The organism is Streptomyces sp. NPDC039480 (genome assembly GCF_055597165.1).
This window is the reverse complement of the sequence record NZ_JBVITX010000020.1, coordinates 46,636-60,118: the sequence shown is the minus strand read 5'-3', so window position 1 is coordinate 60,118 and position 13,483 is coordinate 46,636. Positions and strand designations below refer to the sequence as shown.

Below are 13,483 nucleotides of genomic sequence, written 5' to 3'. Positions count from 1 at the left end.
GGGCCGGGCCGGGTGCGGGGCGTGACCCGTCCGGCCCCCGCGAGAATGGCGTAGCTGCGCGCGAGGTTCCGAACATATGCGGTCAGAGTGGACAGATGTACCACTTGAGCTTGAGGCCGCGCCGACGTCCCGGACCACCCGCCGCTCTCGTACGACGCTTGCTCGCCACCGCACGGACCACCCGCTTCCGCCTGGAGCGGGCGGCGGCGGGGCGGGGACGTGGGCCCGGGCCGGGGTCCGGGCCCGGGACCCCGCTGCTGGTGCCCGTGCACCTCTCGCTGCGCGACAGCCGGACCCTCAATCTCGCGCTCGGTGCGGAGGGTGCGGACGGGGCGCTCGGAGGGGCGGACGCCGCGCGGCTGGTGCTGGCGCGAGGGCGGCGCCGGATCGTCGTGCCGCTCGTCCGGGAGGCGCGCGCCGGCAGGGCTCCGCTGTGGACGGCCACGGTCACCCTGCGCGGCATGGGGGACGGCGTGTGGCGGCTCACCATCGAGACGCGGGGCGCCGACGGGCGCGTACGGCGGCACGGTCTCGCACCCGCCGACACGGGCACCCCCACCACACCGCCGAATCCCCCACCCGCGACGCCCGCCACCCGGTCGGAAGCGCCGCCCACCATGCGGCGGGCCGCCCCGCCCGCCACGCCCCCCGCACCGCCGGACGCGCCGCCCACCCCACCCACCGCCCCGCCGTCCCCACCGCCCGCGACGCCCCCCACACGGTCGGAAGCGCCGCCCACCATGCGGCGGGCCGCCCCGCCCGCCACGCCCCCCACACCGCCGGACGCGCCGCCCACCCCACCCACCGCCCCGCCGCCCGCGACCCCCACCACCCCCCACGCCCCCGACCCCCTGACCGGCACCCTCGTCCGGGTCGTCAGGGCCCGTAGTGGGCGGGCGGTGCTGCAGGCGACGCGGTCACGGCCGCGGGCGGAGCTGGTGCGGTTCGTGCCGTCCGGGGACGGGATCACGGTTCACGGGAGGCTCGTCGCGGGGGGCCGGGGCCTGCCCGGGAAGCCCGGAGCCGGGCTCGGGGCCGAGGCCGTGCGGCGGCGGGACGGCCTCGTCGTACCGACCGAGGTGTGCTGGCACGGGACCACCTTCACGCTGCGCGTACCGCTCGGCGCGATGGCCGGGGCGGGCCCCGGACAGTGGGTGTGGGACTTCCGGGTGGGCCCGCTGCCCCTCGGCCGGTGGCTGACCGACGTGCGCGACCCGTCCGCCGCCTACCCCACCCCCTTCCGCGTCTTCGCCCTGCCGGACGGTGCGCTCGTCCGGGCCCACGCCCACTTCACCGGGACCGGCGCCTTCGCGGTGACGTGCTGGGACATCACCACCGAGGCCACCCGGAAGCCCGCCGGACCACCGGAGCCCACCGCCGTGACGGAGTCCGCCGCACCGGAGCCCGGCGCGCCGGAGCCCGACGCCACACGCGAGTTCGCGGAGGAGACCACATGAAGATCACGTACCTGCTCGGCTGGGGCGACGAGATGGGCGGCACCGAGCTCGCCACGTACACCCAGGCGCGGCACCTCGCGGAGCGTCCCGGCATCGAGGTCGAGGTCGTCTCCGTCTTCCGGACCCGCGCCGAACCGTTCTTCGCGGAGGCGCGCGGGCTGCCGGTGCGCCACCTCGTGGACCGCACCATGTCGCCCGAACGCCCGGTGCGGGAAACAGGGTTGGACGACGCCGCGTGCCGGACCCTCGCCGCGCTGCCCAGCGAGCTGATCAGGCCCGCCTGGGAGGGCGCCTTCGACCGTCTCTCGGACATCGAGATGACCGCCGCGCTCGGCGCGATCGACACCGACGTGCTGGTCACCACGACGCCCGCGCTCCTCGCCGCCGCCGTGGCACTCGTGCCCCCGCGGGTCGTCACCGTCCACCAGGAGCACCGCCCCACCCAGCGCCGCGGCCCGTCCGGCGAACCGCTGCTGCTGCACGCGCCGCGCCTGGACGCGCTGGTCACGCTCACCGACCGCACCCGCGACTGGCTCGCGGAGTCCCTGGGCGCCACCGCCCCCGAGCTGGCCGTCATCCCGAACGCCGTGCCCGACGGCTTCCGGCCGCGCGCGGACGGCGAGGGCAAGGTCATCGTGATGGCGGCGCGGCTGACCGGCGAGAAGCGGGTCGACCACGCCGTCCGGGCGTTCGCGCAGGTCGCCGACGCGCACCCGGAGTGGACGCTGCGGATCTTCGGCGGCGGCCACCGGGAGCGGCAACTGCGCCGCCTGGTCGACGGGTTCGGGCTGCACGACCGGGTGGAGCTCCTCGGGCCCTGCCAGGACATGGCGGCCGAGTGGGCCAAGGCCGGGCTGAGCCTGATGACGGCGGGGCACAACGAGGCGTTCCCGCTCGTGCTCCTCGAAGCGCTCGCCGCCGGGGTGCCGGTCGTCGCGTACGACGTGCTGACGGGGCCCGCGGAGATCGTGCGGCACCGCGTCGACGGGCTGCTCGTGCCGCCCGGCGAGGTCGACGAACTCGCCGTCGCCATGGGTGAGTTGATGACGGACGACGAGAAGCGGCGCGCCTACGCCCAGGCGGCTCGCGAGGGCGTCTACGCGCGGTTCTCCTCCGCGGACGTCACCGCGCGCTGGGAGGAGCTGTACACGCGGCTCGTCGCGGGCCGCGACCGGCCGGAGCGGCTGCGCGGGCGCGCGGACCGGGTGGCGCTCGGTGTGGCGTCGGGCGGCAGCGGTTTCCGGCCCACCGCCCCGCACACGTTCGACGCCGCGGCTGCCGCCGACGAGCACGCCCGCGAGGAGGAGATCCGGGCCGCCGACACCACGGGCCGCGTCATCCGCTCGGTGGGCCGCCTCGCCGAGCGGCGCGACGACGTGCTCGCGCCCCGCATGGCCGACTGGAACCTGGAGCTCGCCGCGGACGCCCTGGAGGCGCAGGACGTCCCCTACGTCCTCGTCCGCACCACCAACGGCGCCGCGCGCACGCTGGCCGTGGCGGAGGACGACCGGGGCCGCGCGCTGAAGGCGCTCGCCGGGGCGCTGCGCGGGCAGCCCGTCTACGCGGAGCTGGTCAACCCGCGCGACGCGGCGCCCGGCACCGTGCTCGCCGAACGCCTGGACACCATCGGCGAGCTGGCGGGCGTCAAGCTGTTCAAGCCGGTCACCACGACCACGCTGTCGCTGCGGCACGGCGCGGGACTCGCCTGCACGGTGGGCTTCTGGGCGCGGACACCCGACGGCTCCTTCCGGGCCCCGTTCGGCGCGACGCTCGCGGGCGCCGAGCTGCCCTCGCTCACGCCCACGGCGACGCTGCGCGTGGCCGGCCGCGCGTATCCGACCCTGGACGTCTTCACCGAACTCCTCGTCAAGGACGTCGACTTCCCCATCGACGCGGTCTACACCTGGGTCGACGACGCGGACCCCGAGTGGCGCGCCCTGCGCGACGCGACGCTCGGCGGCGGCGGCACATCGGCCGACAACGGCGCCGTGCGCTTCCGCAACCGCGACGAGCTCCGCTTCAGCCTGCGCTCCCTCGCGATGTACGCGCCGTGGATCCGGCACGTGTACCTCGTCACGGCCGGACAGGTCCCGCCGTGGCTCGACCGGGACCACCCGGGCCTGACGGTCGTCGACCACCGCGACCTGTTCGCCGACCCCGAGGCATGCCTGCCGACCTTCAACTCGCACTCCATCGAGTCCCAGCTGCACCGCATCGAGGGCCTGTCGGAGCACTTCCTCTACTTCAACGACGACATGTTCCTCGGCCGCCCCACCAACCCGGACACCTTCTTCCTCAGCAACGGCATCGCCCGTTTCTTCTGGTCGTCGGCGTCCGTGCCCGCGCTGCCGGTCGCGCCCGGCGACGAGGGGTATCTGGCGGCGGCGAAGAACAACCGTGAGCTGCTGCGCCGCGAGTTCGGCAGGACGACGACGCACACCTTCTTCCACGTGCCGTACGCGTTGCGCCGCAGCGTCCTCGCGGAGATCACCGAGCGTTTCCCCGAGCAGCTGGCGGCCACGGCCCGCAGCCGGTTCCGCTGCCGCGACGACTTCTCGCTCGTCTCGTCGCTGCACCACCATTACGCCTATCTGACCGGGCGCGCGGTGCCCGCCGGCATCTCGTACGACTTCGTGGACATCGGCGACCGCGCCGACCACGCGCGGCTCGGGCGGCTGCTGCAGAACCGCGACAGGACCGCGTTCTGCATCGGGGAGTCCCCGGACGGCGGGGTCACGGACGAGGAGATGGCGCTCGCCATCCGGTCGTTCCTGACGGCGTACTTCCCGGTGCGCTCGCCCTACGAGCTCTGAGCCCCGGAGAGGAAGAGCCGCCGGACGACGCGTTCGGCGGCGTTCCCGTCGTCGTAGGGGCAGAAGCGCTCACGGAACGCCGTCCGCAGCGCCGTCGTCTCCGCCGTGTCCCAGCCCCCGTAACGGAAGAGCCCGGCCAGCTCGTCCTCGGTGGTGGCCACGGCGCCCGGTGTCTCGCCGGGGCGTCCGGAGAGCAGGTCGAAGTAGGTGCCGCGGGCGAGGCGGTAGGCCTGCCAGTCGGGGGCGTACGTGACGATGGGGCGGTCGAGGCAGGCGTAGTCGAACATCAGCGACGAGTAGTCGGTGACGAGGGCGTCGGCGGCCAGGCACAGCTCCTCGACGTGCGGGTGCCCGGTGACGTCGACGAGGCCGCCGGGCCGCGGGTGGCTCTCCAGGCCGGCGTCGGCGCCGTAGAAGTAGTGGGCGCGCACGAGCACGACGTACGACGGGCCGAGCGTCTCGGCGAAGCGGCGCAGGTCGAGGCGGGGCAGGAAGCCCTTCTGGTAGTCGCGGTGGGTCGGCGCGTACAGCAGCACGGTCCGTCCGTCGTCGACGCCCAACTGCGCCCGGATGCGCCCCACTTCCCCTTCTCCCGCGTGGAAGTAGACGTCGTTGCGCGGATAGCCGGCCTCCAGGGGCTGGTAGGCGACGGACGGGTAGACGCGCTCCCAGATCTCCGTGGAGTGCGGGTTCGAGGAGAGGCTGTAGTCCCACTGGTCGGTGTGGTCGAGGACCTTCTGGAAGCTGATGCCGTGGGTGCCCGCCGGGTAGCGGCGCTGGTCGAGGCCCATCGTCTTCAGCGGGGTGCCGTGGTGGGTCTGGAGGTAGACCTGGCCGGGGCGTTTGGTGAAGCCGCCGGGGAAGCTGGAGTTGTTCACGAGGTACGTCGCCGTGGCCATCGTCCGCCAGTACTGCCGGGAGCCCTCGATGACGTACTCGACACCCGGTGGCACCCGGTGCTTGTTGCGGCTGGAGACCACCCACACGCCCCGGACGTGCGGGGCGAGTTCGCGTGCCTTGGCGTGGATCGCGGCCGGGTTGCAGGAGACGCCGCGGTTCCAGTAGGCGCCGTAGACCGCGAGGTGCGGGTCGAGGGGGCGGCGCAGGTCGGCGCGGTAGGCGGCGCGCATGGCGCGGGCCCGCAGCTTCTTCTTCTGCCGCGCCAGCCTGCGGGTGACGCGCAGCCGCCGCGTCTCGGCCTTGCGCAGGCCTTCGTACGCGGTGAAGGAGGCGGCGGCGAGTGCCTTGCCCTCGGGGGTGCGGGGCGCGGTGCCCGCGGGTGCGTAGGCCCGGTGGACGCGGGACGCCTCGCGGAAGAAGTCGCGCCGGTCCGCCGGCCGGATGCGGCCGGGGTCGTCGAGGACGGCGAGCAGGTGGGCTGCGGCGTGCGGCAGGAGGCGGGCGCGCTCCTCGGGTCCGGCGGCCGCGAGCAGCTGCTCGTACCGTCCGACGACGGCGAAGTGGGCGCGGCCCGGCGTCTTGGTGAAGCTGCCGGCGCGCCGCTCGCGCCAGCGCACGCAGGGCCGGTCGAGGACGGCGACGCGGTCGCCCGCGCGGAGGGTCGCGGTGTGGACCGGCACCACGTCCTCGTAGGCGCCCGCGGAGAACGCGAGCCGCTGCGCGCGCCAGAACTCCCGCCGGAAGACGCGGTTCCAGGCGGCGGGGGTGACGGCGAGCGGGTCGCCCGTGAGGTCGTCGCCGCCGGGGCGGACGTGCTCCCACCAGTCGACGCGGTCGTGGGCGCAGAGCAGGACGTCGGGGTCGTCGGCCGCGGTGAGTGCCGCGTCGACGGCCGCGAGGGCGCCGGGGAGCAGCAGGTCGTCGCCGTCGAGGAAGAGGAGGTGGTCGCCGGTGGCGCGGTCGGCGCCGGTGTTGCGGGCGGGGCCCGTGCCCGTCCGGTCGGGGACGCGGACGAGGTGCGTGCGCGGGTCGCGCTCGGCGTACTCCGCGGCGATCGCGGCCGAGGCGTCGGGGGACGCGTCGTCGACGACGATCAGTTCGAGGTCGCCGTAGGACTGGGTGAGCACCGACTCCAGGCAGGCGCGCAGGTAGCCCTGGACGCGGTGGACGGGGACGACTACCGAGAAGCGCGTCATGGGCACCGACCGTAGTCAGCCGGACACCGCCTGTCGAAGACCGCGCGTCACTCGTTGGGGTGGTCGAGTGCAGAGACCTTGACCGTCGTGAGACGCGAGCGGGCAAAGGGGACGAATATGCCGTTATCCCCTCCGAAAGGCCGGTTCGCGTGCAGCCCCGTCTCAGCGTCGTCGTACCCATCTACAACGTCGAGGAGTTTCTGGAGGAGTGCCTGGAGTCGATCGCCGGGCAGACCATGGACGGACCGGGCCTGCTGGGCGGCTCCGAGGCGCACGGCGGCCTGGAGTGCATCCTCGTCGACGACGGCTCGACGGACGGCAGCCCCCGCATCGCCCGCGAGTTCGCCGCCAGGGATCCCCGCTTCGTCTACGTCCGCCAGCGCAACGCCGGACTGAGCGCCGCCCGCAACACCGGGGTGCGCAAGGCGTCCCCCACGGCCGAGTTCCTCACCTTCGTCGACAGCGACGACGTCGTGCCGCACGACGCGTACGGACGGATGATCGCCAGCCTGGACGCCACCGGCTCCGACTTCGCGAGCGGCAACGTCTGGCGGCTCACCGAGCGCGGGCGCTCCCAGGCCTGGCAGTACAAGTGGCTGACCGAGTCGCGCACGAGCACCCACATCTCCGAGGACCTGGACCTGCTCTCCGACCGCGTGGCCTGGAACAAGGTGTTCCGCCGCGCCTTCTGGGACCGGCACCGCTTCACCTTCCCCGAGGGCAAGCTCTACGAGGACACCCCCGTGATGATCCCGGCGCACTTCCTCGCCGGATCCGTGGACGTGCTCAGCGACCACGTCTACTACTGGCGGGTCCGCGAGGGCTCCATCACCCGGCGCCGCACCGACGTCAAGGGCGTCCGCGACCGGATCGCGGCGTGCGCGCACGTCAGCGGGTTCCTCGCCCGGCACGCGCCGGAGATGAAGAGGACGTACGACGCGTCCTGTCTGCGCGACGACTTCGTGTACTTCCTGGAGGGACTGCCGATGGGCGGCCCAGAGTACCGTTCGGCGTTCCTCACGGACACCGCCGCGTTCCTGCGCCGCGCCGACCCGGACGTGCTCGCCGAGCTCCCCGTCGATCTGCGCGTCAAGTGGCAGCTCGTCCGCGAGTCGCGCACCGCCGAACTGATCGAGCTGCTCGCCTTCGAGCGGGCCAACGGCACGGCCTTCCACGTGCGCGGGAAGGTGCGGCGCAGCGCCGTCTACCCCGGGGTCGGCCCGCTGCCCGACAAGGTGGCGCGCCTCGGCAGGGGCGAACTGCCCGTCGTGGCCCGGGTGAGCGAGGCGCGGTGGGACGCCGAGGGGAAGCTGCGGATCAGCGGATACGCGTACGTCCGCAACCTGGAGGCGACCCGCCCCGGGCACTCCGTGAAGGCGGGCCTGCTCAAGTCCGCGCACAGCAGACGCCAGATCCGCCGCGTGCCGACGCGGACGGTCACCGCGCCCGAGGCCACCGAGAGGTCCCGGCAGCGACTGCACTGCTACGACCTGGCCGGCTTCGAGATGACCGTCGACCCCGAACAGCTCAGGACCGGCGGGCGCTGGCGGCCGGGGAACTGGCTGTTCGGCGTGGTCGTCGCGGGTCACGGCACGGTGCGGCGGGCGGCCGTGCGGTCCTCGGAGGGTGCGTCCGCGCAGTCCCTGGCGCGGGAGCTGGGCGACGGGCTCCGGCTCGTCCTCGGCTTCAGCAAGGGCCGGCTCGTGCTGCGGATCCAGGAGTACGCGGCGCGCGTGGACGCCCACCGGCGCGACGGGGACGACGTGGTGCTGACGGGCACCCTGGCGGGCGGGCCACGGCCCGCCGCGCTCCGCCTCACCCACGCGCCCACACAGACGGACCTCGACCGTCCGGTGCGCGTCACCGGCGACCGCTTCGACGTGCGCGTCCGGCTCGCCGACCTGGAGGACGTGCCGCCCACCCCGCACCTGGCGCCCAAGGAGGTCGAGCCGCCGCACGGCGAGCGCTGGCAGGCCAACCTCGTCCTGCCCGACGGCACCCTGAAGCCGCTGGCCGCCACCCTCGACCTGCCCCCGGGCCGGTACGCCACCCACGCGGGCCGCGAGCTGTGCGCCACCGCCAACGACCAGGGCCGCCTCGTCGTCGAACTGACCCGCAGGCCGATCGCCGACCGCGTCGCCTGGGGCCCGGACGACACGCTGACCGTGGAGGGCTCCCTGGCCGCTACTGGCTGGCACGAGCCCGAGCTGGTCCTGCGGCACAGCGGCCGCGACGAGGAGCTGACGGTACCGGCCGAGCAGGACGGCGACCGCTTCCGTGCGGTGGTCGCGCCGGGGGGCGGGGTGCTGCGCGAGGGCCGCTGGTACGCGTTCCTGCGCGACGGCACCGGGGCGGGCGGCTCCTCCGAAGAGGCCGCCGAGGGGGTGGCCGAGGACGGGATGCCCGTGCGGCTGCTGGCCTCCGCTTCCGTCACGCTGCCCCTGCACCACACCGCCCAGGGGCGGGAGTTCACCGTCGACCGGAGGTTCGGCGACCGGCTGCTCGTCGAGGCGGGCTCGGTCCTCTCGCGCTCCGAACGCGGCGCGTACCGGCGGCACCGGCTCCGCACCGTCCACTACCCGAGCCGCCGCCTGCTGCCGCTCACCGACGCCGTCCTGTACTTCGACGGGGACTCGCCGCGCGCCGTCCACGAGGAGCTGGTGCGGCGCGGCGCCGATGTCGAACACCTATGGGTCACGCACGACCAGCAGACCCGCGTCCCGGCCGGCGCCAAGGGCGTCGAGGAGCACAGCGCCGACTGGTACGAGGCGCTGGCCCGCTGCCGCCGCATCGTCACCGCGGGCCACCTGCCGGACTTCTTCGAGCGCCGCAAGGGCCAGACCGTCGTCCAGACCTGGCACGGCGCCCCGCTCAAACGCATCGGCACCGACCTGACCGACACCCTCTACGCCGACCACGGCCACCTCGACGCCCTGCCGAAGCTGTCCCGCCAGTGGGACGTGCTCGTCTCGCCGAACCGGTTCTCCACCCCGCACCTGGGCCGCGCCCTCGCCTACGACGGCGAGATCCTGGAGGCGGGCTCGCCCCGCAACGACGTGCTGTTCGGCGACGACCGGCAGAAGGTCGCCGAGCGGGTCCGCCGCGAGCTCGGCATCGCCCCGGACAAGCGCGTGGTGCTGTACGCGCCGACGTACCGGGACCATCTCGCGTACTCCCCCGGCCGGTTCCGCTACGAACCCGCGCTGGACTTCCGCGCGGCCGAGTCCGTGCTCGGCGACGACCACGTGCTGCTCGTCCGCAAGCACCCGCTGACGGCGGGCCGGCTGCCGGGCGCCCGCGCCCCCTTCGTGCGCGACGTGTCCGCGCACCCGCGGGCCGCCGAACTCCTGTTGCTCGCCGACGTGCTGGTGACGGACTACTCCTCGCTGATGTTCGACTTCGCGCACACCGGCCGCCCGATGCTGTTCCACGCGTACGACCTGGAGCACTACCGCGACACGGTGCGCGGCTTCTACCTCGACTTCGAGACCCGCGCCCCGGGCCCGCTGCTCGCCTCCACCGGCGAGGTCGTCGAGGCGCTGCGCGACCTGGACGCGATCTCGGCCCGGCACGCGGAGGCGTACGCGGCGTTCCGCGAGGCCTACTGCGACCTGGACGACGGGCAGGCCGCGGCCCGTGTCGCGGAGAGGCTCATGCGGTGAGCGGGGCGCTGCTGACCCGCAGGGCCTGCCACGGCGCGACGGCGCTGGGCGGTGGCCGGCGCCGGCGCCCGAGCCCCTACGTCGTCGTCGGCGGGCTGTTCTGGGTGGTGATGTCGCTGGCGTTCTGGCGGGTCCCGATGTGCTGCGACTTCGGCCAGCACGCGGCCGTCGTCGAGCGCCTGAAGGACAACCTCCTGCACCCGGCGCACCCGATGGCGGACCTGCCGGGCGACGGCAGCGCGTACTACTCGCCGTACGCCGTCGCGCAGGGCGCGTTCGCCAAGGCCACGGGGCTCGCGGGCTGGGAGGTCGTCAAGCTCGCGGGCCCGCTGAACCTCCTCGTCCTGCTCACCGGCATCGGCCGCTTCGTCCGCGTCCTGACGCCCCGCCCGTGGGCGCCGGTCCTCGCGCTGTTCGCGATGGTGCTGCTGTGGGGCACGCGGATGGCGTGGTGGAGCGGCTATCTGGGCCTGATGTCGATGACGGGGAACCTCGGCTACCCGTCGACGTTCGCGATCGGCCTGGCGTTCTGGGCCTGGGCCTGGGCGGGCACGCTCGTCCACCGCGTGAAGCTCTCCTGGTGGCCGTACGCCGGGCTCGGCGTCCTGTGCGGGCTGATCCTGCTCATCCACCCCATCTCGTCGGTGGCGGCGGTGATCGGCGTCGTCGCGTTCGCCGCGTCGGGCCGCACGGTGGGGGGCCGCACGGTGGGGGGCCGCACGGTGGGGGGCCGGGCGTGGCGCTGGGAATGGCGCCGGGCGTGGTGCTGGGCGTGGTGCTGGGCGTGGTGCTGGGCGGCAACCGCCGTGACCGCCGCGGCCGTTGCGGCGGTCTGGCCGTACTACAGCGTCTTCTCGCTCGTCGGCGACGAGTCCGTCGACTGGATCCACCGCCAGCTCTACACGGAGATGCCCCAGCGCTTCTGGCTCGCGCTGCTCGGGCTGCCCGCGCTGTGGCTCCGCTTCCGCAGGGACCGCAGGGACCCGCTGGTCCTGATGTTCGCCCTGGACTGCGCGGTCGTCGCGTACGGCTGGGTCAGTGGGCACTACACGTACGGCCGTATCCTCGGCCTGACCCTGGTGCCGCTCCAGTTCGCCCTGGCCATCGAGCTCGTGGCGCCCCGGCCCTGGGGGTGGCGGCGCGGCGCGCTCGTCGGGGCGGCGGCCCTCGGCGCCTGCGTCGGCTTCTTCCAGATCCAGGCGGGCGCCGTCGTGCCGCGCGCCCTGGACCCGGTCGGCTTCGACCAGCCGCCGCGCTGGCCCGGCTACGGGTGGGCGGTCGGCCATCTGCGCAAGGGCGACGTCGTCCTGACCGACGGCTACCGCCCCACCCGTTCCGTGCCCGGCTACGGAGCCAACCTCGTCGCCCCCGCCTGGCCGGACGCCTCCCTCGACGAGGACGTGCGCCACCGCCGCCTCGCGGCCGTGCGCGCCTATCTGTCCCCGGAGTCCACGCGCGCCGAGCGCGCGGCGATCGTCCGCCGCTACCAGGTGCGGTGGCTGCTGCTCTCGCCCGGCCAACGCGTCCCGCCCGAGGCGGTGGTGGTCGGCTGGAGCCGGCGCACGGGTGAGGTGCTCGCGCGGGTCGGCGGTGCGGACCAGCCACGTCGGCCCGGTGCCGACCGGGCGGCCTCACCGGCGAATACCCCCCTAATCGGATAATTACGAGAAACGCCTAACATTTCCCCTGTGGACCGCATCCTGTCTCACCCGACTGCCCAGAACACTCCTGCCACTAACCCGTCCGCCTCCTCCGCCCCCTCCGCCTCCCTCGTCTCCGTCGTCGTGATCGGCTACAACGACGCGGCCCACGTCGCGGACGCGGTGCGCTCCGCGCTGGCCCAGGGGCCCGTCGTCCGCGAGGTGATCGCGGTCGACGACTGCTCGACGGACGGCAGCCGCGAGGTCCTGGCCGCGCTCGCCGCCGCCGACGGGCGGGTGCGGGTCGTCCGCCGCGAGACCAACAGCGGCGGCTGCGGCACCCCCCGCAACGACGGCATCGACGCCGCCGCCGCGCCCTACGTGATGTTCCTCGACAGCGACGACGTGCTGCCGCCCGGCGCGGCCGACGCCCTGCTCGCCGCCTCGCTGAAGCACGGCGCGGAGGTCGCGTCGGGGCTGTGCGTGCGCCGCGAGCTGCCCTCCGGGCGCGAGGTGCCCTGGCAGCCCGAGCTCTACACGCGGGCCCGGCTCGTCGCCCGCCCCGAGCTGCGCACCCGCCTGGTCCACGACACGCTGTGCGTCAACAAGCTCTACCGCACGGCGTTCCTGCGCGAGCACGGCATCCGCTTCCCCGAAGGCCGCTTCATCTACGAGGACTTCGTCTTCACCGCCCGGGTCCTCGCCGCCGCACCGCGCATCGCGCTCGTCCCCGACACGGTCTACGTCTGGCACGTGCGGCGCGCCGCCACCAAGCTGTCGATCTCCCTGGACCGCTCGGGGATCACCAACTGGCAGGCCCGCATGGAGGCGCACCGCCAGTCCGTGGAGATCCTGCGGGACGCGCGCGGCACCGGCGGCAAGCGGCTCGCGCGGGCGGCCCGCGCCAAGTTCGTCGACCACGGGCTGCGGATGTACACGCGGGAACTCACCGCGCGCGGCGCGGAGTACCAGCGCGAGTGGTGGGCCCTCACGCGCGCCTACCTGGCGACGTTCGACGCCGCCGACCTCGACGCGGCGCCCGCGCCCGGCCGTGTCATCGCCCGGGTGATCCTCGCCGCCGAGCAGCCGCGCGACCTGACTCGGCTTAAGCAGGTGGCGGCGCGCCCGACCCGGCTCGCGCCGCCGTACGCGCGGGCGGGCGACGGCACGCCGGTCTGGGCGGCGGACCTGCCCCAGGTCACGCTGGAACACCTGCTCGTGCGGCCCCTGCGGCTGCTGCCCGTCGCGGTCGACGGCGAGCTGCGGCCCGGCGCGGGCGGTTCGCGGCTGACGCTGCGGCTGCACGAGCTGTACGGGCGCGTGGCGGACGCGGGTCCTGCCACGGTCGACGTCGAGCTGGTCCACCGGCACGACGGGCGGCCCGGGCTGCGCCGGACGGCGGCGTTCGGCGCCGAGCGGGCCGACGGGACGTGGGCGGCCACCGTCCTGCTCGACCTCGGCGCGCTGGCCGACGGCGTGTGGGATCTTCGCCTGCGGCTCCACTTCGACGACGGGACGACGCGCGACACGACCGCGCACGCCGTCGCCGGGCCCGGGCTGCTGCGCCGCACGGTGGTGCCGAGCCGGCGGCGCGGGGTGCTGCTCGTCCAGCCGTACGCCACGCAGGCGGGGAACCTCTCGGTGCGGCTCGCGCCCGGTGTGCGGGGGGTGGCGGGCGTCGCGAAGCGGCGCCTTGGCCGGGTGCTGCGGTCGGTTCGGAGCGCTGTGGGGCACTGAGGTGCGCTGGCGGGGCGCACGGATGGGTGCTGGCGGGGCACTGATACGTCCCTGACACCGCCTCTGCGACACTGCACC

General features: G+C 74.6%; 6 protein-coding genes. 5 read left to right on the top strand and 1 reads right to left on the bottom strand.

All coding sequences use genetic code 11. From position 1 onward, the window contains the following. The first annotated feature begins 158 nt into the window (after positions 1-158). Positions 159-1,457 carry a hypothetical protein gene (locus tag ACZ56E_RS39425; protein WP_471221808.1) on the top strand — a complete coding sequence of 433 codons (1,299 nt, stop codon included), beginning with the start codon at positions 159-161 and terminating at the stop codon, positions 1,455-1,457. Continuing rightward, a complete protein-coding gene (locus ACZ56E_RS39420; protein WP_471221807.1) occupies positions 1,454-4,270 on the top strand; it encodes a stealth conserved region 3 domain-containing protein in 2,817 nt (938 codons plus the stop codon). Before ACZ56E_RS39425 ends, ACZ56E_RS39420 begins: the two co-directional genes overlap by 4 nt. Here the strand turns inward: ACZ56E_RS39420 and ACZ56E_RS39415 are convergent. Next, positions 4,258-6,366, bottom strand: coding sequence for a bifunctional glycosyltransferase/CDP-glycerol:glycerophosphate glycerophosphotransferase (locus ACZ56E_RS39415; RefSeq protein WP_471221806.1), 2,109 nt, complete (start codon positions 6,364-6,366; stop codon positions 4,258-4,260). The genes ACZ56E_RS39420 and ACZ56E_RS39415 overlap by 13 nt on opposite strands. Before the next feature lie 149 nt (positions 6,367-6,515). On the opposite strand from ACZ56E_RS39415, the gene ACZ56E_RS39410 reads away from it, so the two are divergent. The 3 genes from ACZ56E_RS39410 to ACZ56E_RS39400 all read left to right on the top strand — a co-directional run bounded on the left by ACZ56E_RS39410 (position 6,516) and on the right by ACZ56E_RS39400 (position 13,405). Beyond that, positions 6,516-10,028 (top strand): bifunctional glycosyltransferase/CDP-glycerol:glycerophosphate glycerophosphotransferase, encoded by a 3,513-nt coding sequence (locus ACZ56E_RS39410; protein ID WP_471221805.1) that lies wholly within the window; start codon positions 6,516-6,518, stop codon positions 10,026-10,028. Beyond that, on the top strand, positions 10,025-11,689 hold the full coding sequence (locus ACZ56E_RS39405; protein WP_471221804.1) for a hypothetical protein: 1,665 nt from the start codon (positions 10,025-10,027) through the stop codon (positions 11,687-11,689). The genes ACZ56E_RS39410 and ACZ56E_RS39405 overlap by 4 nt, the downstream gene beginning before the upstream one ends. A gap of 123 nt (positions 11,690-11,812) precedes the next feature. Further along, a complete protein-coding gene (locus ACZ56E_RS39400; protein WP_471221841.1) occupies positions 11,813-13,405 on the top strand; it encodes a glycosyltransferase family 2 protein in 1,593 nt (530 codons plus the stop codon). The last annotated feature ends 78 nt before the right edge of the window (positions 13,406-13,483 follow it).

Excerpts from the sequence above, each read along its gene's own strand:
- ACZ56E_RS39415 (WP_471221806.1), bottom strand. The coding sequence starts at position 6,366 with ATGACGCGCTTCTCGGTAGTCGTCCCCGTCCACCGCGTCCAGGGCTAC.
- ACZ56E_RS39420 (WP_471221807.1), top strand. The coding sequence starts at position 1,454 with ATGAAGATCACGTACCTGCTCGGCTGGGGCGACGAGATGGGCGGCACC.